The sequence below is a fragment of the Gemmiger sp. An50 genome, from assembly GCF_002161595.1.
Lineage (GTDB): Bacteria > Bacillota > Clostridia > Oscillospirales > Ruminococcaceae > Allofournierella.
Genome location: NZ_NFID01000017.1, coordinates 13,249 through 31,761 on the forward strand (window position 1 = coordinate 13,249; position 18,513 = coordinate 31,761).

An 18,513-nucleotide genomic window follows, 5' to 3' on the forward strand; every position below is an offset into this window, starting at 1 on the left:
TCCGGCTTACAGCAGCTGACGGCGCAGTTCCTCGCCGCTCAGAGGGCTGAGCAGGGCAGGCGGAACGTCCAGAATGGTCTTGCAGCCGGTCTGCCCGGCGGTGTGCATCCGGTGTACCGCACGGGCGCAGGCTGCCAGCACGCTGGCGGTGAATTCCGGATTGGAGTCCAGCTTCAGGCTGTATTCCACCGTGGCGGTGTGTTCCTCATTCCAGCCGGTCAGGCCGCTGCGCAGTACGCTGCCGCCATGGGGCAGACCGCTGTGCTCAGCGCGCAGCTGCTCCAGGCTCACAAAGGTGACGGTGGTGTCGTAGTCCGCAAAATAGTTGGGCATGGTCTTGATCTCCTGCTCAATGCGAGCAAGATCTGCCCCGGGCTTCGCGGCCACATAGCATTCCCGAGTGTGCTTTTGCCGGGTGGTCAGGGTGGGCCGCTGACCGGCGCGTACCTGCTCCAAAGCCTCGGGCACCGGTACGGTGTACTGGCGGGCATCCTCCACGCCCTCAATGCGGCGGATGGCGTCGGAGTGGCCCTGGCTCACGCCCTTGCCCCAGAAGGTATAGGTGCCGCCCTGGGGCAGGATGGCCTCGGCGTATACCCGGTTCAGCGAGAACAGGCCCGGGTCCCAGCCGCCGCTGATCAGGGCAGTGGTGCCCGCAGCTTTTGCGGCGGCGTCCACCGCGGCAAAGTGCTCGGGAATTTTGGCATGGGTGTCAAAGCTGTCCACCAGATTGAACCAGCGGGCCAGCTCAGGGGTCTGTACCGGCAGGTCGGTGGCGCTGCCGCCGCACAGAATCATCACGTCGATCTTACCGGCCCAGTCGGCCGCGTCGCTTGCCGCTACCACCGGTACGCCCTCAGTCAGGGGAGAAATGCTGGCCGGGTCCCGCCGGGTGAAGATCGCCGCCAGCTCCAGGTCCGGGTTCTGGCGCACCGCGCACTCGGTGCCCCGGCCCAGATTGCCGTAACCAAAAATACCAATCCGAATCGCCATAAGTAAGCTCCCTCCATTGGTTTTTTATAAAATATTTGTTCTATTATAGCATGAATGAAAGGCGATTGAGAAGTGAGAGAAAGCGGGAACAAAAAAGAACTGCATTGGGAAAAGAAACGCCCTGGGTGCCAGAGTGCGGCACACAGGGCGTTTTGAAATAGGGCAGATGCAATTTGTTATGATCACAGCGGCTGAAAGCGGCTGTCCTCGCTGTACAGCAGAGAAAACCGCTGCTCGCTCAGGCTGCGGGCGCCGGTTGCGGGGGAAGCATCCGCCACAGCAGGTGAGGTCTGCCCGTTCTGCGTGATGCGTTTCTGCAGCAGTGCCACCAGCGCGTCGAAGCTGCCCGGTTCCGGGGTGGTGCTCTCTGCTGCGGTTTCGCTGTCGGTTTCTTCCCCAGCGGCATTTTCTTCTGGCAGCTGGTCCGGAATGGCTTCGGCGGGTACATCCAGCAGCAGCCAGGTGGTATTCCGGCCATAGATGGTGGCGGAGTAGTAATCGTATGCCAGCCCCTGGTTGGCGGCAGCCTGTTTCAGCGCAACCAGATAGGCGGCAGCTTCCTCCAGATTGACCTCAGGCGGCTCCCGGTCTGCGCTGTGAAAGCCTGTATACAGCACAGTAGGCAGGGGCAAATCATCGGCGAAAAACTCCATCCCCACCCGGAACAGAGGATTCTGTGACTCGAACACCTGGTCGTTGTTCTCCGGGTAGAAGGTGAGGGTGGTCTCATAAGGGGAGCGGCCCTTCAGATCTCGGCACAGCTGGCTGGTATCCAGCTGTCTGGCCAGTTCATTGCGCAGCCGGTTGAAAGTGTTCAGACCGCTGTCCACTGTCAGGGAGCGGTTGGTGTAGACCTGACCGCTGCTCAGGTAGGCGGAAAAGCCCACATCATCTTCACCAGTTTGGTACACCGGGCAGACGTAGCGATGCTTGCCGTCCGCGTAGGTGTAACGGGCGTTGCCCACCACATAACCCTCGCCGGGGTATGTGGCCTGCAATGCGTCGTTGATGGCGTGTACCGTCCACCGGGCGGAGAACGGGTTGCCCACCTGTTGGCCTACGATCAGTACCAGGCCGACGATGAGTACCAGCGCGACCAGAGCGGCGGCAATTCGGGTGAGGGGAGTGCGCCGGATTTGGGGCAGGTCAGGCCATTTGATCTTATTCATCCAAAGATTCCTCCTTTGGGTCGGATTTGCCCCGGCGAAGCCCGCCGAAGGCGAAGTGCAGCAGCTTTGCGATGAGCGCGCCCACCAGCAATGCTGCCAGATACAGCCCGGCCTGCATCAGAGAATTGCGGTCCGGGGTGATGAACAGGAGTACCAGGGCCATGGGAATGGCGCTGATGACGGCCGCAAACCAGACGCTGCGGCGCAGAAATACATAGCCCAGCGCGCCCAGTGCGGGCAGGCCCCAGGTCAGGAACGGCCCGTTTGCCAGGGCCAGGCACACCGCAAACCCGGCCACGGCCATCACGGCACTTTGGACCAGCAGTTTGCGCTGGATGCGCCCCAGCACTCGGGCGGCATCTGGTTCCGGCGGGGGCAGCTGCATGCCGCCGGAATCCAGATAGGCTTGGCAGGCAGGGCAGTGGGCCACATGCCCGCGCACCAGGGTTTCGCTGTCCTCACTGGCGACGCCGTCAGCCACCAGCGGGATCAGGTCCCTGCACACATCGCAGGAAATGTCTGACACGATGCCTTTGCTCATTGCATCGATCCCTCCTCTAGGTTCAGTTGTTCCCGCAGCCAGTTGCGGGTGCGAAAGTTCAGCATACGAGCGGAATTCTCAGTGATGCCGCATGCCTGGGCGATCTCGGCGAAGGAGTAACCCTGGGCCCGCATCAGAAGAACGGTGCGGGCGTTGGGCTTGCAGTCCTCCAGCAGCAGCCGGGCCCGGCGGGCCAGATCCCGGGTGTCGCATTCTTCCTCCAGACCCCGGGGGTCCGGCATATCCTGTTCCAGATACCCGGCCAGCATATCGTCGAAGGAAAGCGTGGGCCGTTTGCGGCGCAGTGCGTCCACCCACACGTTGCGGGCGATGGCGAACAGCCAGGTCTTCACGCTGCTGCGGCCCTCGAAGCGGCCGAAGGCGCGCACCGCCTTCAAAAAGGTCTCGCTGAGCAGGTCCTCCGCCCAGACAGGGTCGTGGGTGAGCCCGCAGAGATAGCGGTAGATGTCCGGGCTGTAAAGCTGATACAATTCTTCCAGGGCCTGCAAGCGCACCCCTCCTTTCCGTCTGTCCGGGGCAGTATCCCGGACCATGATGTAAAACAGCCGTTTCGCTCTATTAGACGGCGGGCACTGCCATCCGTTACAAAAAACACAAAAAAATTCCGCCGGGCCCCGAAAGCTCGGCGGAATGGGTTTATGCGGTGGGTTTTGTCTTACTGGTCAGCTGCTGCAGCAGCTGGGGCAAAAAGTAAGCGGCCTGCTTTGCCCACCAGGGCCAGTCGTGGCTCACATCCTCGCCCCAGTAGTCTACAAAGGCGGGCATGCGCCGGTCGGTCAGAGCCTGCGCCATGGCCCGGGTGTCGGCCAGAAAATCCTCCTCATAGGGGCCGCGGCCGCAGCACAGGAACAGGGGCGCCAGCCGGGTGGAGGGCAGACCTTCGGTGTGCAGCAGGGGCAGATACTCCAGCGGGCTGTTGCGCAGGGTCAGATCGTCGTGATAGGGACCAAACCAGGGGGCGGCGGAATAGCTGCCGGACAGGCAGATCGCGCCGCACACAAGCTCCGGCCGGCGCAGATACAGGTTCAGCGCGTGGCCCGCGCCCAGGCTGCAGCCCAGCAGAGCCACTCGTTCCCGGGTGCCGCCGTTCAAAGTCAATACCCGGGGAATCAGCTCGCCCGTCAGATAGTTGAACCAGCGCTCCTGCATCTCGCTGCGGGCCCGGCCCTCGCCGCTGCCCAGCCAGCTCTCGGCATCCACACTGTCGGCGCAGAACAGCTGAATTTTGCCCGCGTCGATCAGCGGGGCCAGCGCGGCCACCATGCCGTGGTCCTCCCAATCGTAAAAGCGGCCTCCCTCGCAGGCGAATGCCAGGCAGGGCAGGCCGGAATGGCCGAACACCTTGAACTCCATCTCACGCTTTAAAAAGCGGCTGGGTTCCTTGTAATACTGGATCTCCACGCAAAATCCCTCCCGAAGCGGTGAAGCTTCACCGCGAATTGCATTACCTTCATTATAGAATGGCAGGGCGGACCGGTCAAGCGGGCAGGAGAGCAGAACGCAAAAAAGCCGGTCATCCGAAGATGACCGGCAGTTTTTGCGTTGAAAAATCAAACAGCGCGGGTAACCTTGCCCGAGCGCAGGCAGCGGGTGCAGGCGTAGATGTACTTGGGAGAACCGTCTACAATAGCCTTAACACGCTTCACGTTCGCCTTCCAGGTGCGGTTAGACCGACGATGAGAGTGGGAAACCTGGATGCCGAAGGAAACGCCCTTGCCACAACAATTGCACTTTGCCATTTGCTGCACCTCCTCGATTTAATTTAAGTCGCTAGAATATAATAGCAAGCCGGAAGGGAAAAATCAAGGGTTTTTTAAAAATATCTTTGAAAAACTCTGAAAAAGTCCCATTTTGCTTGTGAACGGCCCCAAAAAACGCTATAATAAAAAGCAAACTGCCAGATATGCCCTGTGTTTGCGCCGGGCATCATGCAGTGTTTTCAGAATGTCTATTTTACCTTATTTTATATAAGGCGTCAAACCAAGGAAAAGGGAGAATTTTATGGGTCTGATCAGTCCTGCCCAGCTGCTTGTCTGGGTGATGCGCGGGCTTGCAATGCTGCTGGCCATTCCGGTGCACGAGTCCGCCCACGCCTGGGCCAGCGCCAAGCTTGGCGATCCCACCGCAAAAAATATGGGGCGGCTTTCGCTCAATCCCATGGCGCACTTCGACCTGCTGGGCGCAGTGTGCATGATCGTGGTGGGCATCGGCTGGGCCAAACCGGTGCCGGTGTACCCCCAGCGGTATAAAAATCCCAAAACGGGCATGGCCCTCAGCGCAGCGGCGGGGCCGATTTCCAACCTGCTGCTGGCGTATCTGTCTATGATGCTGTATAAGCTGGCATACTATTTCCTGCCGGCAGGTATGGCGGCGGAGCTGGTACTCTACTTCCTTTATTATATGGTAGCCATCAATGTGTCGCTGGCGGTGTTCAACCTGCTGCCGGTGCCGCCCTTCGACGGCAGCCGAATCCTGCTGCTGGTTCTGCCCCGGCGGCTGTATTTCCAGGTGATGCAGTACGAGCGTCAGATCTTCATCGGCATGTTCCTTCTGCTGATGTTTGGCGTGTTCGATACGCCCCTCTACTGGCTGAACAACGGCATGTGGAGCATCCTGAACCACGCTACCGCCTTCATCGACCGGGCAGTCTATATGGCTGCGGGCATCGCGGTGTAAGGAGGGACAGGTATGGAGACTTTGACCTTCCACCTGGAAGAATTCGACGGCCCGCTGGATGTGCTGCTCTATCTTGTGAGCAAAAACAAGATGAACATTTACGACATCCCCATTCTGGAGCTGATCGACCAGTACACCAGCCTGATCAACGGCTTGCAGGAAAACCGGATGGAGGTGGCTAGCGAGTTCATCGAGATGGCCGCCCGTCTGGTGCAGATGAAGAGCTTCTTGCTTCTGCCCCGCAGCGAGGAAGCGGAACGGATGAAGGAAGAGCTCACCGGCCAGCTGATCGAATACAGCGCCTGCAAGGAGGTGGCCCGCCAGCTGGGCGAACAGGCCGCCAGCCATTGCAGCTTTGTGCGCCCGCCCATGGAATTGGAGCAGGACAACACCTACCGCCTGACCCATGAAGCCGCCTTGCTGGCCCAGGCCATGGAGCTGCTTTTAGGCCGGGGCAAGCGCCGCAAGGCCGCGCCTAACCAGCAGAGCTTTGAACCGCTGGTCACTGCGCCCTTTGTATCGGTGGCAAGCCGGGTAGTGCACGTGCTGCGCAGCATCGTCACCGGCCGGGTGGCAAGCCTGCGGGCACTGTTTAATCGGGGCGGCAGCCGCAGCCAGACGGTGGCAACCTTTCTGGCGGTGCTGGAACTGATCCGTGCGGGGCGTATTGAGATCGACGATCAGGAAACCCTCACCGTGCGCCGGGGCCGGATGAAGAAACAGGAGAGTTGACAAAAGGCATGACACAAAAGGAAAAGGAATACAAGGCGGCTGTGGAGGCCATTTTGTTCGCCCATGGCGATGCCATCGGAGCGGACAAGATCGCCGAGGCGCTGGAGATCCCGAAGGATCAGACGGTGGCCATTCTGGAACAGCTGCAGAAGGAATACGAAAAGGCGGACCGGGGTCTGTGCATCCTGCCCCTGGGCGACAAGTGGCAGATGGCCACCAAAACCGCCGTGCAGGAGCCGGTCAAGCGGGTGCTGGACAACCGGCGCAACACGCCCCTTTCCCAGGCAGCGCTGGAGGTGCTGGCGATCATTGCCTACAACCAGCCGGTGTCCCGCGGATTTGTGGAGCAGGTGCGCGGCGTGGACTCCTCGTCCACCATCGCAAAGCTGATGGAAAAGGGCCTGGTGGAGGAGGCCGGACGGCTGGATCTGCCCGGCCGGCCCATCAGCCTGTGCACCACCGAGGTGTTTCTGCGCACCTTTGGTCTGGCCACTCTGGAACAGCTGCCCCCGCTGCACGAGGGCGACGGCGTCCAGCTGGAGATGGCGGGCGGAGCGGGCGAGGCCCAGGCCTGACGCATCAATACGCAACAATGGGTAAGGAGGCGAGCCGATGGCCGTTGCATGGCTGATCCTGAAGGGGATCGGGTGGCTTTTGCTGGTGATTTTGGCGCTGCTCATCGCTGCGCTTCTGGTTCCGGTGACTGCCGAGCTCTGCTATGAGCAGGGCAAATTCACCGCCGCACTTCGGGTGCTGGCGGTGCGAGTGAAGCTGTATCCCCGCCCGGAAAAACCGGCAAAGCCCAAAAAAAAGAAGAAGCCCCGAAAGCGCAAAAAGGGAAAACCTGCGGTAGCACAGTCGCAGCCCGCGCAAACGGTAATGAAGGAGACGGAGAAAAAAACGGCGGAACCGGCCGCGCCGCCTGCACAAAAGGCGCAAACAGAAGGGCCCGAATCGAAAAAGGCAGCGCCTCAGCCTGCCGCCCGGCCGGCCGGCAAAGCCACTGCCCGGCCGCCGCAGAAAAAGGCGGGCAAGGCGCAGCCGCAACCGGAAAAAACGCTGCAGGAAACCGTGGATTGGGTGCTCAGCTGGGTGCGCACCGGCGGGCAGATCCTGCGCCGCTTGCTGGAAGGGTTCAAGATCCACCACATACAAATCTATCTGCCCGTACACCGGGAGACCGCCGCATCCACTGCACTGGCGGTGGGCGCGGTGCACGCGGGCCTGGGCGCCAGTTTTGGCATGCTGCAAAATTTTCTGGACCTGCGCATGGAGCAGCTGGTCATCGAGCCGGATTACACCGGCGAGCACCAGGGGCAGGAACATTTCTCTTGTAAAATCACGTCGCATCTGATTATAATGGTAATAACAGGAGTCTGGGCGCTGCTTCGCCTGCGCAGGGAAAAGCTGATTTGACTGCCGCCCGGCCCATATCGGAACAAACGAAACACCCCGGCTTTGCAAAGGCCGGTTGCATCACAGGAGGAAAACGACTATGGCTGAACGTCCGCTTGAGGGTATGATGAGCGTCACCCTGGACAAGATCCGCGAGATGGTTGGCTCCAACACCATCATCGGCGAACCCATCACACTGGAGGGTACCACCATTCTGCCGGTGTCCAAGGTCACCTTTGGCTTTGCGTCCGGCGGTTCCGACTTCGGCGCCAAGACCACCAAGGAGCTGTTCGGCGGCGGAAGTGGCGCGGGTGTGTCGGTCACCCCGGTGGCCTTCCTGGTCATTAAGGACGGCAACGTGCGCACCATCCAGCTGGCGGACCACAACAGCACCGTGGACCGGGCGCTGAACATGGTGCCCGAGCTGGTGGACAAGCTCACCGGCCTGCTGAACAAGGGCGAGGCCGCAGCGGCCGACCCGGCACAGAAACAGTAAACCAAGCCGGGCGGCATGTTTCATCTGCCGCCCGCTTTTTCTGCAATCAACCAACAGAGAATATGAGGAACGGATTATGGCATTGGAACGAGTACAAAAGGTAATGGCCGAGCAGGGCATGTGCTCCCGCCGCGCAGCGGAGCAGATCATTTTGGAGGGCCGGGTGAAGGTGAACGGTCACCCGGTGAACCTGGGCGATAAGATGGACGTGAACCGGGACACCCTGAGCATCGACGGCCAGCGTGTGCGCCTGGAGAAAAAGCAGGAATATCACTACCTGATGCTGCACAAGCCCCGGGGCTTTGTGACCACCACCAGTGACGAGCGCGGCCGCAAGACCGTGATGGACCTGCTGGCCGACTACCAGGTGCGGGTATTCCCGGTGGGCCGTCTGGATAAGGACAGCGAGGGCCTGCTGCTGCTCACCAACGACGGCGGCTTTGCCAACCTGATGATGCACCCCTCCCACGGCGTGAGCAAGCTCTACCGGGTGACCGTGCGTCCCCGCGCGGAGGAAAGCCAGATCATCGCTCTGAGCAAGGGTGTCACCCTGGACGACGGCAGCGTCACCCAGCCCGCGGTGATCAACGTGGTGGTGGATGAGCCGGGCCGCACCGTGATGGAAATGACCATCAAGGAGGGTAAGAACCGGCAGATTCGCCGCATGTGCGAGGCGGTAGGTCTGGAGGTTATCCGCCTGCGCCGCAGCGCCATGGGCGCGGTAAAGCTGGGTATGCTCCAGCCCGGCCAGTACCGGGAGCTGACCAAGAGCGAGGTGGCCGCACTGCGCGCCGCCGCCCAGAAGGGCAAGGCCCGCTCTCAGACCCAGCGTGCCCAGGAGGCCGCTGAGCAGCGCCGTGAGCACCAGAAAAAGCGCAGCACCGCCCCCTCCCGGCCCAGCCGGCCCCGGCGCGGCTGATCGCACCCGAATCAAATGAAACAGGCCCCCGGCCCGCCGCATGTTGCGGCAGGCCGGGGGCCTTGCTGTGCTTAAAACCTTATTCGCCACAAACAGGCTGGCCCTTCAACAGGATGCTGCAATCCCGGTAGCTGGTGTGCAGCATCTGCTCGGCCATCTCGCTGAGGGGCTGGCCGTAGAACTCCTCGTAGACCTGTTTGATCTCCGGGTTCTCATGGCTGGTGCGCAGCTTCATGGAGCCGTCCCGCCGGTAAAGGGCGGCAATGCGCTGCATGCGGGTCTCGTCCGCGTCCCGCATGACATTTTTAGGCTGACCGCCGCCGCCGATGCAGCCGCCGGGGCAGGCCATGACCTCCACAAAATGGTACTGCTTGCCGCTTTCCTTCATACGCTGCAAAAAGGCGCGTGCGTTGGCGGTGCCGAAAACCACCGCGACCTGGAGCGTCTGATCGCCGATTTCCACCTGCGCCTCCCGCACGCCCTCGTAACCGCGAACCGGGGTCAGATTCAGCAGGCTCTGGGGAGCGCTTTCGCCGGTCAGGTAGGCATAGGCGGTGCGCAGGGCGGCTTCCATTACGCCGCCGGTGTTGCCGAAAATCACACCCGCGCCCGAAGCTTGACCCATCAGGGAGTCGTAGGCGGAATCCGCCAGTGCGTTCCAATCCACGCCTTCGGCCTTGGCCCAGCGGGCCAGCTCCCGGGTGGTGATCACCTGGTCGGTGTCCCGCAGGCCGGGAATGCCCAGATGGTCCGCAGCACCGTGCAGCTCCTGGCGGCGAATTTCAAACTTCTTGGCAGTGCAGGGGGTGAGGGCCACATGCACGATCTTTTCCGGGTCCAGCCCCATCTTTTTGGCAAAATAGGTTTTCACCGTGGGTCCCTGCATGCCGATGGGGCTTTTTACGGTGGACAGGTGGGGCAGCAGCTCGGGGGCGTACATCTCGGCAAAGTGGACCCAGCCGGGGCAGCAGCTGGTGAACTGGGGAAGGGGCCGGTCCTTTTCGGTGATGCGGCGGATCAGCTCGCTGGCTTCCTCTACAATGGTCAGATCGGCGGCAAAGTTGGTGTCCAGCACGTAGTCGGCGCCCAGAGCACGCAGCAGCGCCACCATCTTACCTTCCACAAAGGCGCCGGGCTCCATGCCGAATTCCTCGCCCAGCGCAGCGCGCACCGAGGGCGAGGTGCTGACCACCAGCACCCGGTCGGGGTCGGCGGCTGCTTGGCGGACCTGGGGGCATTCATCCCGCTCCACAATGCTGTCCACCGGGCAGACGTTGGCGCACTGGCCGCAGTAGATACAAATGGCTCGGTTGCCGGTGTCCTCCAGTGTGTAGCTGCCATGCACCCCCATCAGGTTGGTGCATGCTTCCTTGCACATGCCGCACCGGATGCAGGCCTGCTCATGGCGCAGGATGCTGGGATTGTCCTCTTCAATGGGGACGCGGACGGATAAGGGCAGGTGGTTCAGTTTCCTCACATTCCTTTCTTCTGCAATAGAGTATGTATTCTTCCTTCCAAAATCCAAAAACAGTTGGGGTCTCAATTATAGTAATTGTTATCATTAATATCAACTGACAAAGCAACCAAAATGTTTATCTATATTTTGGCAGGTTCGCCCACAGGCAGGCTGAAACCGAAACGGAAAACAAAAAAGCGACGCCCTTTTTTCGAAAAGAGCGCCGCGGAAAGAAAAAGCAGGATTCAATTCACAAGGCAAAGGGGCGAAGCAGGCGAGAGAAAAGCAACACACAGCGCCATGCACAAGGGCTGGTGCACCAGATAGACCGGAAGGCTTTTTCGTCCCAGCCAGTCAAGCAGCGGCAGCCGCAGCCGGGCGGCCTGCTTCACCTGCTCGATGGCAAACAGCAGCGGCCGGGCAAAGTAGCCTGCCAGGAAAAGAAAATACCAGGGCAGAATGGAAAAATAATCGCTGGAGAAAAAGCCCGGGAAGGGGAAACCCAACACCGTGAGCAGACGGGAGCGGTAAAGTGCGTCCGGCAACTGCCAGAGCCGCCATGTGCCAAGGCCCAGCCAGCCCTGGTTCACCGGCCAGAATACCACCAGCAGTACAAGATTCACCGCAAGGCCGGCCGCCGTCCACCGGCCGTTCAGCAGCCGATCCACCGGAATGGTGAGTAAGGTCGCGCAGCCCAGGAAGGTGAGCACCCCGCACCACACCGCTTGATCCGGCACCGCGATCAAGGTCACGGCGGTGATCAGCAGCCCGAAGCCGTTGAGCAGAAGGCCCCGGCGCAGTGCGTGCCGCCTGCCCCAGTGCCAGCATAGGCCGCTGATGAAGATGAAGGAGCAGCAGATGCACCGCTCCCATACCCGCACCGGCCACCGGGCAGGCCACAGCGGATCAAAGCCCCAGATCACGTATACATCAAATAAAAGATGATACAGCACCATGTTGGCCAGTGCCAGGCCCCGCAGCCCGTCGATCAGATGCCAGCGTTCCCTCGTCTGCATGAAAAATCCTCCCCAAAGCCGGAAAATCAACGCATTCATTGTAATATAAGGCGGCGGGCAAAACAAGGGCAGCCGGGTGCCGGACGATAAAAAACTTGCAATGAAGCGCCAAACCGAGTAGAATAATAGCATGTATATTTAAATGGGGAAATGTGTCCGCAGCCGGTTTCAGGCTGGGCAAACCCCGGCGATTTCAATAACGATCCTAAGGGAACGAGGTGCCTTTATCAATGGCTTTGAGCATGACCGGCTACGGCCGCGGCGAAGCAATCCTGAACGGACGGGACATCACCGTCGAGATCAAAAGCGTAAACTCCCGTTATTTTGAGTATTCCTCCCGCATCCCTCGCAGCTGTGCCTATCTGGACGACAAGCTGAAAAAGCTGCTCAGTGCGAGTATCAGCCGGGGCAAGGTGGAGCTGAGCCTGCAGATGCAGAGCGTGGGCAGCCAGGACGTGGCGGTGGAAGTGGATCTGCCGCTGGCCAAGAGCTATGCCGACGCGCTGGCCGCTCTGTCTGAGCAGCTGGGCGTGAAGAACGACGCCACCGCCGGGCTCATCGCCCGCTACCCGGACGTGCTGAGTGTGCACCATGCAGATGTGGACGAGGAGCAGCTGTGGCAGGATGTGAGCCAGGTGTGCACCATCGCGCTGGAAAACTTCGTGGCCATGCGGGCCGTGGAGGGCGAGAAGCTGAAGGCGGACGTGCTGGGCCGCCTTGCCACCATCGAGGCCAATGTGGGCAAGGTGGAGGAGGGCAGCGCCGAGCGGGTGCAGGCCTACACCCAGAAGCTGTACACCCGTCTGCAGACCATCCTGCAGGACCAGAACATCGACGAGGCACGCATCCTCACCGAGGCTGCGATCTTCGGCGACAAGACCGCCGTGGACGAAGAAACGGTGCGCCTGCGCAGCCACATCGCCCAGTACCGCGAGATTCTGGAAAGCGACGGCCCGGTGGGCCGCAAGCTGGACTTTTTGACCCAGGAGCTGAACCGGGAGACCAACACCATCGGCTCCAAGTGCCAGGACATCGCCATCACCCGCATCGTGGTGGATACCAAGGCCGAGATCGAGAAGATCCGCGAGCAGATCCAGAACATCGAATAAGGAGAGCCAAGCATGAAACTGATCAACATCGGCTTTGGCAACATGGTCAGCGCCAACCGGCTGATCGCCATTGTGAGCCCGGAATCCGCGCCCATCAAGCGCATCGTGCAGGAAGCGCGGGACAAGGGCTCGCTCATCGACGCAACCTACGGCCGCCGCACCCGCGCGGTCATCATCATGGACTCGGACCACGTAATCCTGTCTGCCGTGCAGCCGGAGACCGTGGCCAACCGCCTGAACGACAGCGACGACGTTGAGGACGAAATGGAGGACGAACTGGACAATGAATAAGGAACGCCATCTGATCGTGATTTCCGGGCCTTCCGGCTCCGGCAAGGATACGGTGGTCAAGCGGCTGATGGAGCTGCACCCGGAGATCGAGGTTTCGGTTTCCGCCACCACCCGCCCCATGCGCTCCGGCGAAAAGGAAGGGGTAAACTACTTCTACCTGACCCGCGAGGAGTTTGAACGCCGCATTCAGGCGGGCGAGATCCTGGAGTACGCGGAATACTGCGAAAACTACTACGGTACCCCCAAGTCCGAGGTGGACAGGCGCATTGAAAACGGCATCACCGTGATTCTGGTCATCGAGGTGATCGGCGCGGGCAACATCAAGAAGATTTATCCCAATGCGGTGACCATCTTTGTCCGTCCGCCCAGCTACGGCGAGCTGGAGGAGCGGCTGCGCGGCCGCGGCACCGAGACCGAGGAATCCATCAAAAAGCGCCTTGCCCGTGCGGTGGAGGAGATGGAATACGCGGTGGACTACAACGAGGTCGTGGTTAACGACACCGTGGACGAGTGCGCCGAGGAGATTTATAACCTGATTCAGAAATATCAGCAGGAAGAAGAGTGACCCGCCCCCGGCGGGCGGAAGGGAGCGCGGCGCGGTGCTGCAAACAGTCCAGGTGGCAGTAAGCGGCGCCACGTTTCATTTTGACAAGCTCTATACCTATCTGGTGCCCCCCACACTGGCCCATCCGGTGGTTCCGGGGGGCATGGTGCTGGTGCCCTTTGGCCGGGGAAACAAGCCCCGCATGGGCGTTGTGCTGGCTGTGGGCCAGCAGGAGGAGGCGGGCCGCTGCAAGGAGTTGTTCGACGCAGCGCCGGAAAATGCCCGCCTCACCGACGAGCTGCTGGGTCTGGTGCGCTTTTTGAAGGAGCGCACCTTCTGCACCTGGTACGAGGCGGTGAAGGCCATCATCCCCTATGGGGCACAATATAAACCGGTGGAAACCGAGAATGGCCCCCGACTGCAAAAGCAGCTGGTGCGTCACACCGAGCCGGAATATTCTCTTGTGGGCACTCTGCCCGAAAAACCAAAGCCCACCGCCAAGCAGCAGGCGGCGGTGGCGGCGCTGCAAAACGGCCCTCTGCCCCAAAACGCATTGGCTCAGCTGGGCCTGAGCCGCGCCGTGCTGGATAACCTGTGCGAAAAGGGCGTGCTGGAAAAGCGCCAGGTGGATAAGGTCCTGGACCTGTTCAGCCACATTCCCCAGACAAGCGACCCCATCCTCCTCAGCGAGGAGCAGCAGCAGGTGTACGACGGGCTTTGCGCCCAGATGGAGCAAGGCAAGCCCAGCGCCGCACTGCTGTACGGGGTGACCGCCAGCGGTAAAACGCTGGTGTTTTTAAAGCTGATTCAGCGCACGCTGGAGCGGGGCAAGACCGCCCTGGTACTGGTGCCGGAGATCAGCCTGACGCCTCAGATGATCCGCCGCCTGAAGCAGACCTTCGGCGGACGGGTGGCAGTGCAGCACTCGGCCCTCAACCACACCGAACGGCTTCTGCAATGGCAGATGATCCAGGCCGGTGGGGCCGACATCGTGGTGGGAACCCGCAGCGCGGTGTTTGCGCCGCTGAAAAACATCGGCCTCATCGTGCTGGACGAGGAGCAGGAGCACACCTACCGGTCGGAAAGCGCACCCCGCTTCGATGCCCGGGAGGTGGCCAAGCGCCGGGCTGTGGACCACGGCGCGCTGGTGCTGTTTGCCTCGGCCACTCCCAGTGTGGAGAGCTACCAGGCCGCACTGGAGGGGCGTTATACCCTGTATAAACTCACCCGGCGCTATGCGGGCCAGCCGCTGCCCGCGGTGGAAATGGTGGATATGCGCGCCGAGCTGGCTGCCGGAAACTCCGGCAGCATCAGCGCCGCGCTGGCCGGGCGCATCCGACAGACCCTGGCCCGGGGCGAGCAGGCAATTCTGCTGCTCAACCGGCGGGGGTACAAGACCGTGGGCATGTGCTCTGGCTGCGGGCAGGTGATCAAATGCTCCAGCTGCAGCGTCCCTATGGTGTATCATAAATCCGAAAACAAGCTGCTTTGCCACTATTGCGGCAAGGCGATTTCCCCGGTGCCTACCGTCTGCCCGGAATGCGGCGGAAAGGTGCGTTACACCGGCTTCGGCACCCAGCGGGTGGAGGAGGAGCTGGCCGAGCTGTTTCCCGATGCTCGGGTGCTTCGCATGGACCAGGACTCCACCAGCCAAAAGAACGCCCACGAGAACATGCTGGCCGCCTTCGCTCGGGGCGAATACGACATCATGCTGGGCACCCAGATGGTGGCCAAGGGCCTGGATTTTGAAAAGGTGACCCTGGTGGGCGTGCTGGGCATCGACTCGCTGCTCTTTTCCCAGGGGTTCCGGGCGGTGGAGAACGTGTTCTCGCTGGTGACCCAGGTGATCGGCCGCTCCGGCCGGGCCGGGGCCGCGGGCCGGGCGCTGATCCAGACCATGGACCCGGAGAATTCCACCCTGAATCTGGCGGCCGCTCAGAACTACGAGGCCTTTTTCGATCAGGAGATCATGTTCCGCAAGATCTGCCTGTACCCGCCCTTCTGCAGCGTCTGTATCGCTGCCTTCAGCGGCGCGGACGAAAACCGTACCATGCAGGCGGCCGCCCGCTTTGCCCGGCTGCTGGGCACCGAGGCAAGCGCCCATCCGGGCATGCCGCTGCGGATCTTGGGTCCCGCACCCATGAACATCGTCATGGTCAAGGACCGTTACCGCTATAAACTCACCATCAAATGCCGCAATGACCGGGCCTTCCGCCAGGTGCTGGGCCAGGTGCTGGCGGCTTACAGCGACGAGGGTCTGCCGTCCAAAGCGTCGGTGACGCTGGATTTCAATTCCGACGGCGACTGACCTCTCGGGCATCTTTCATCAACCAATCTCGCCGGCCTTCCCGCCGGCTCATTTTAAGGAGGATAAACTTCTATGGCTCTGCGTACCATTGTGCAGGACGGCGATCCCATTCTGAAAAAGGTCTGCCGCCCGGTGACCAATTTTGACGACCGTCTGGCGACTCTGCTGGACGACATGAAAGAAACCCTGATCGACGCAGGCGGTCTGGGCCTGGCCGGCCCCCAGGTGGGCGTGATGCGCCGCCTGTTCATCGCGCTGGATGAGCGCGATCTGCCTGAGGATGGCACCATGCCCGAGGGCTACGAGCCCAAGTTCATCGAGTGCATCAACCCGGAGATTCTGGAGGAGTCCGAGGATGAGGTGACCCTGTACGAGGGCTGCCTGTCCTTCCCGGGCCACAACGGCGCCATCAGCCGCCCCCGCAAGGTGAAGATCCGCGCCCAGGACCGCCACGGCGAGACCTTCGAGATGGAGGCCGAGGAGATGCTGGCCCGCTGTTTCTGCCATGAGACCAACCATCTGGACGGCATCACCATCATGGACCTGGCCGACCATTTCTATGAGGACGACTACCCGGACGAGATCGAAGAGGACGAGGAATAATGCGCATTCTGTTTATGGGCACGCCGGACATTGCCGCCGCCAGCCTGGCTGCCGTTCTGGAGGCGGAGCATGAGGTGTGCGGCGTGTTCACCCGCGAGGATAAGCCGGTGGGCCGCAAGCAGATTCTCACCGCCCCGCCGGTGAAGCAGCTGGCGCTGGAGCATAATCTACCGGTCTACCAGCCCAAGACCCTGCGCACCGAAGAGGTGCAGCAGCAGATCCGGGAGCTGGCTCCCGAGCTGATCGTGGTGGTGGCCTATGGCCGCATTCTGCCGCCGGAGGTGCTGTGCGTGCCGCCCAAGGGCTGCATCAACCTGCACGTTTCGCTGCTGCCCAAGTACCGGGGCGCCGCACCGGTGCAGTGGTCGGTGATCAACGGCGACAAGGAGACCGGCGTTTCCATTATGTATCTGGACGAGGGCCTGGACACTGGCGATATCCTGAACGTCGCCCCGGTGACCATCGGCCCCGAGGAAACCAGCGGCGAGCTGTTCGAGCGGATTACCGCCCAGGGTGCCAAAACACTGGTGGAGACCATTGCCTCCATCGCCGAGGGCACTGCCGTGCGCACCCCGCAGGACCACAGCAAGGCCACGCTGGCCCCGCCCCTGACCAAGGAGATGGCCCGCTTTGCCTTTGACCAGCCCGCTCAGAAGCTGCACGACCTGGTGCGGGGCATGAACCCCTGGCCGGTGGCCTACTTTGAGCAGGAAGGCAAAAAGATCAAGGTGCGCAAAAGCCATGTGGCCGCCGGAAGCGGCGCGCCCGGCACTGTGCTGAGCATCAAACCCCTCACCATCGCCTGCGCCGAGGGCGCGCTGGAGCTGGATGAGGTGGTGCCGGAGGGCTCCAAGCCCATGGCGGGCTCCGCCTGGGCGGCGGGCCGCCGCCTGAAAGCAGGCGACCGGCTGTAATTTCACCATTGGAGGAACACGTTTATGGATAAAGCCCGCCGCATCGCGGTTCAGGCACTGGTCCGCCAGGAGGAGAGCGGCTTTGCCAATCTGGTATTGAACGCAGTCCTGGAGCATCAGGACCTGGCCGGCCGGGACCGGGCCTTCGTGAGCGCCCTGTTTTACGGCGTCACCGAGCGGCTGCTCACCCTGGACTGGGCGCTGGCGAACTGCCTGAGCCGTCCGCTGACCAAGCTGGACCCCCAGGTGCGGGCCATCCTGCGCAGCGGTCTGTATCAGGCCCGCTACATGCAGGTGCCCCGCGCGGTGGCGGTGAACGAGTCGGTGAGCCTGTGCCGTGCGCTGAAAAAATCCAGCGCCGCCGGTCTTGTGAATGCGGTGCTGCGCAAGGCCGTGACCCAGGACCCGACCGCGGCTTCTTTCAAAACCGAGGCCGAGCGGCTGAGCATCCAGTATTCTGTGGGCCTGCCGGTGGTCAAACTGCTGCAAAAAAATTATCCCGAAGAATGCGAGCAGATTTTGCAGGCATTCTTTGAAGCACCTCGGGTGGCCCTGCGGTGCAACCCGCTGAAAACTACGCCCGCTCAGCTGACCAAACTGCTGGAAGCGGAAGGCGTGGAGGTGGAGCCCGGCTGGCTGGGGAACACCCTGCTGGCCAAGTTCACCGGCAGCCCGGCGGCCACCGAGGCCTTTCAGAAAGGGCTTTACCATGTGCAGGGTCAGGCCTCCCAGTTGGCGGCTTATAGTCTGCAGGCAAGACCCGGAGAAAAGGTGCTGGACCTGTGCGCCGCGCCGGGTGGCAAGACCCTGACCATCGGCGAGGACATGGAGAACACCGGCACCCTCATCAGTTGTGACGCGGTGGAAAGTCGCCTGCCGCTGATCGAAAAGGCCGCCGCCCGTGCGGGCCTGACCAATGTGAAGGTGCTGCACAACGACGCCTCGGTCTACCGGGAAGAGTTTGCCGGGGCGGATCGGGTCTTATGCGACGTGCCCTGCTCCGGCCTTGGCATCATCGCCAAAAAGCCGGACATCCGCTACAAAACTATGGAGGGTGTGGAGCAGCTGCACGAGCTGCAGGCGAAGATTCTGGCCACCGCCGCTCGTTATGTGAAACAGGGCGGCCGCATCGTGTATTCCACCTGCACCATCGACCCGCGGGAGAACCAGAACATCGTGCAGGCCTTCCTGGAACAAAACGCTGGTTTCCGGCTGGTGCCGCCCCCCTTCGTGCCTGAAGGTGCACGAGTGGAGAACGGCATGCTGACCCTTTTGCCGGGCAAGGCCGGGCCGGACGGATTTTTCATTGCCATTATGGAGAAGTTGTGAA

The 18,513-nt window shown here is 61.6% G+C and carries 21 protein-coding genes; 13 read left to right on the top strand and 8 right to left on the bottom strand.

The window, feature by feature from the left end; translation table 11 throughout:
* Window positions 1-6: 6 nt before the first annotated feature.
* The 6 genes from B5G03_RS13625 to rpmB form a co-directional block, all read right to left on the bottom strand.
* On the bottom strand, window positions 7-993 hold the full coding sequence (locus B5G03_RS13625) for a diaminopimelate dehydrogenase (protein WP_087182237.1): 987 nt from the start codon (window positions 991-993) through the stop codon (window positions 7-9).
* A 182-nt stretch (window positions 994-1,175) separates the two neighbouring features.
* Window positions 1,176-2,162 (bottom strand): YfjL-like protein, encoded by a 987-nt coding sequence (locus tag B5G03_RS13630; protein WP_087182238.1) that lies wholly within the window; start codon window positions 2,160-2,162, stop codon window positions 1,176-1,178.
* Window positions 2,155-2,703 carry a zf-HC2 domain-containing protein gene (locus B5G03_RS13635; protein ID WP_140401709.1) on the bottom strand — a complete coding sequence of 183 codons (549 nt, stop codon included), beginning with the start codon at window positions 2,701-2,703 and terminating at the stop codon, window positions 2,155-2,157. Before B5G03_RS13635 ends, B5G03_RS13630 begins: the two co-directional genes overlap by 8 nt.
* Entirely contained in the window at window positions 2,700-3,212 is a 513-nt protein-coding gene (locus B5G03_RS13640; protein WP_162613416.1) for an RNA polymerase sigma factor, read from the bottom strand. The genes B5G03_RS13635 and B5G03_RS13640 overlap by 4 nt, the downstream gene beginning before the upstream one ends.
* 148 nt (window positions 3,213-3,360) lie before the next feature.
* Entirely contained in the window at window positions 3,361-4,125 is a 765-nt protein-coding gene (locus B5G03_RS13645; RefSeq protein ID WP_242962461.1) for an esterase family protein, read from the bottom strand.
* Window positions 4,126-4,274: 149 nt separating this feature from the next.
* Window positions 4,275-4,463: a 50S ribosomal protein L28 gene (rpmB, locus tag B5G03_RS13650; RefSeq protein ID WP_077138557.1), complete on the bottom strand. Its 189-nt coding sequence runs from the start codon at window positions 4,461-4,463 to the stop codon at window positions 4,275-4,277.
* A gap of 262 nt (window positions 4,464-4,725) precedes the next feature.
* Here rpmB and B5G03_RS13655 point away from each other — a divergent pair, with 262 nt between their 5' ends.
* From B5G03_RS13655 to B5G03_RS13680, 6 genes are all read left to right on the top strand, one after another.
* Window positions 4,726-5,400 carry a site-2 protease family protein gene (locus B5G03_RS13655; RefSeq protein WP_087182240.1) on the top strand — a complete coding sequence of 225 codons (675 nt, stop codon included), beginning with the start codon at window positions 4,726-4,728 and terminating at the stop codon, window positions 5,398-5,400.
* 12 nt (window positions 5,401-5,412) lie between these two features.
* On the top strand, window positions 5,413-6,132 hold the full coding sequence (locus tag B5G03_RS13660) for a segregation and condensation protein A (RefSeq protein WP_087182241.1): 720 nt from the start codon (window positions 5,413-5,415) through the stop codon (window positions 6,130-6,132).
* 8 nt (window positions 6,133-6,140) lie between these two features.
* Complete coding sequence (gene scpB, locus B5G03_RS13665) at window positions 6,141-6,707, top strand: SMC-Scp complex subunit ScpB (RefSeq protein ID WP_087182242.1); 567 nt, start codon at window positions 6,141-6,143, stop codon at window positions 6,705-6,707.
* 37 nt (window positions 6,708-6,744) lie between these two features.
* On the top strand, window positions 6,745-7,548 hold the full coding sequence (locus B5G03_RS13670) for a DUF2953 domain-containing protein (protein ID WP_087182243.1): 804 nt from the start codon (window positions 6,745-6,747) through the stop codon (window positions 7,546-7,548).
* Window positions 7,549-7,627: 79 nt separating this feature from the next.
* Entirely contained in the window at window positions 7,628-8,023 is a 396-nt protein-coding gene (gene ytfJ / locus B5G03_RS13675; protein ID WP_087182244.1) for a GerW family sporulation protein, read from the top strand.
* Between the two features lie 76 nt (window positions 8,024-8,099).
* Entirely contained in the window at window positions 8,100-8,942 is an 843-nt protein-coding gene (locus B5G03_RS13680; RefSeq protein ID WP_087182245.1) for a pseudouridine synthase, read from the top strand.
* Window positions 8,943-9,021: 79 nt separating this feature from the next.
* Here the strand turns inward: B5G03_RS13680 and B5G03_RS13685 are convergent, their stop codons facing one another.
* Both B5G03_RS13685 and B5G03_RS13690 read right to left on the bottom strand, forming a co-directional pair.
* A complete protein-coding gene (locus tag B5G03_RS13685) occupies window positions 9,022-10,419 on the bottom strand; it encodes a [FeFe] hydrogenase, group A (RefSeq protein ID WP_242962463.1) in 1,398 nt (465 codons plus the stop codon).
* Between the two features lie 224 nt (window positions 10,420-10,643).
* Window positions 10,644-11,414 carry a heparan-alpha-glucosaminide N-acetyltransferase domain-containing protein gene (locus B5G03_RS13690; protein ID WP_162613417.1) on the bottom strand — a complete coding sequence of 257 codons (771 nt, stop codon included), beginning with the start codon at window positions 11,412-11,414 and terminating at the stop codon, window positions 10,644-10,646.
* 230 nt (window positions 11,415-11,644) lie between these two features.
* On the opposite strand from B5G03_RS13690, the gene B5G03_RS13695 reads away from it, so the two are divergent.
* From B5G03_RS13695 to rsmB, 7 genes are all read left to right on the top strand, one after another.
* The gene (locus B5G03_RS13695) at window positions 11,645-12,523 is read left to right on the top strand and encodes a YicC/YloC family endoribonuclease (protein ID WP_087182247.1); all 879 of its coding nucleotides are present in this window, start codon (window positions 11,645-11,647) and stop codon (window positions 12,521-12,523) included.
* Between the two features lie 12 nt (window positions 12,524-12,535).
* Complete coding sequence (gene remA, locus B5G03_RS13700) at window positions 12,536-12,814, top strand: extracellular matrix/biofilm regulator RemA (RefSeq protein WP_087182248.1); 279 nt, start codon at window positions 12,536-12,538, stop codon at window positions 12,812-12,814.
* Window positions 12,807-13,379: a guanylate kinase gene (gene gmk / locus B5G03_RS13705; protein ID WP_087182249.1), complete on the top strand. Its 573-nt coding sequence runs from the start codon at window positions 12,807-12,809 to the stop codon at window positions 13,377-13,379. The genes remA and gmk overlap by 8 nt, the downstream gene beginning before the upstream one ends.
* A gap of 34 nt (window positions 13,380-13,413) precedes the next feature.
* Window positions 13,414-15,666: a replication restart helicase PriA gene (priA, locus tag B5G03_RS13710; RefSeq protein WP_087182250.1), complete on the top strand. Its 2,253-nt coding sequence runs from the start codon at window positions 13,414-13,416 to the stop codon at window positions 15,664-15,666.
* Window positions 15,667-15,738: 72 nt separating this feature from the next.
* The gene (gene def, locus B5G03_RS13715) at window positions 15,739-16,269 is read left to right on the top strand and encodes a peptide deformylase (RefSeq protein WP_058965140.1); all 531 of its coding nucleotides are present in this window, start codon (window positions 15,739-15,741) and stop codon (window positions 16,267-16,269) included.
* Window positions 16,269-17,183, top strand: a complete 915-nt coding sequence (gene fmt, locus B5G03_RS13720; RefSeq protein WP_087182251.1) for a methionyl-tRNA formyltransferase — start codon at window positions 16,269-16,271, stop codon at window positions 17,181-17,183. The genes def and fmt overlap by 1 nt, the downstream gene beginning before the upstream one ends.
* Before the next feature lie 24 nt (window positions 17,184-17,207).
* Complete coding sequence (gene rsmB, locus B5G03_RS13725) at window positions 17,208-18,512, top strand: 16S rRNA (cytosine(967)-C(5))-methyltransferase RsmB (protein ID WP_087182252.1); 1,305 nt, start codon at window positions 17,208-17,210, stop codon at window positions 18,510-18,512.
* Window position 18,513: the final 1 nt, after the last annotated feature.

Coding starts and splice junctions, on each gene's coding strand:
- B5G03_RS13625 (WP_087182237.1), bottom strand. CDS start 993: ATGGCGATTCGGATTGGTATTTTTGGTTACGGCAATCTGGGCCGGGGC.
- B5G03_RS13630 (WP_087182238.1), bottom strand. CDS start 2,162: ATGAATAAGATCAAATGGCCTGACCTGCCCCAAATCCGGCGCACTCCC.
- B5G03_RS13635 (WP_140401709.1), bottom strand. CDS start 2,703: ATGAGCAAAGGCATCGTGTCAGACATTTCCTGCGATGTGTGCAGGGAC.
- rpmB (WP_077138557.1), bottom strand. CDS start 4,463: ATGGCAAAGTGCAATTGTTGTGGCAAGGGCGTTTCCTTCGGCATCCAG.
- B5G03_RS13655 (WP_087182240.1), top strand. CDS start 4,726: ATGGGTCTGATCAGTCCTGCCCAGCTGCTTGTCTGGGTGATGCGCGGG.
- B5G03_RS13660 (WP_087182241.1), top strand. CDS start 5,413: ATGGAGACTTTGACCTTCCACCTGGAAGAATTCGACGGCCCGCTGGAT.
- scpB (WP_087182242.1), top strand. CDS start 6,141: ATGACACAAAAGGAAAAGGAATACAAGGCGGCTGTGGAGGCCATTTTG.
- B5G03_RS13670 (WP_087182243.1), top strand. CDS start 6,745: ATGGCCGTTGCATGGCTGATCCTGAAGGGGATCGGGTGGCTTTTGCTG.
- ytfJ (WP_087182244.1), top strand. CDS start 7,628: ATGGCTGAACGTCCGCTTGAGGGTATGATGAGCGTCACCCTGGACAAG.
- B5G03_RS13680 (WP_087182245.1), top strand. CDS start 8,100: ATGGCATTGGAACGAGTACAAAAGGTAATGGCCGAGCAGGGCATGTGC.
- B5G03_RS13690 (WP_162613417.1), bottom strand. CDS start 11,414: ATGCAGACGAGGGAACGCTGGCATCTGATCGACGGGCTGCGGGGCCTG.
- B5G03_RS13695 (WP_087182247.1), top strand. CDS start 11,645: ATGGCTTTGAGCATGACCGGCTACGGCCGCGGCGAAGCAATCCTGAAC.
- remA (WP_087182248.1), top strand. CDS start 12,536: ATGAAACTGATCAACATCGGCTTTGGCAACATGGTCAGCGCCAACCGG.
- gmk (WP_087182249.1), top strand. CDS start 12,807: ATGAATAAGGAACGCCATCTGATCGTGATTTCCGGGCCTTCCGGCTCC.
- def (WP_058965140.1), top strand. CDS start 15,739: ATGGCTCTGCGTACCATTGTGCAGGACGGCGATCCCATTCTGAAAAAG.
- fmt (WP_087182251.1), top strand. CDS start 16,269: ATGCGCATTCTGTTTATGGGCACGCCGGACATTGCCGCCGCCAGCCTG.
- rsmB (WP_087182252.1), top strand. CDS start 17,208: ATGGATAAAGCCCGCCGCATCGCGGTTCAGGCACTGGTCCGCCAGGAG.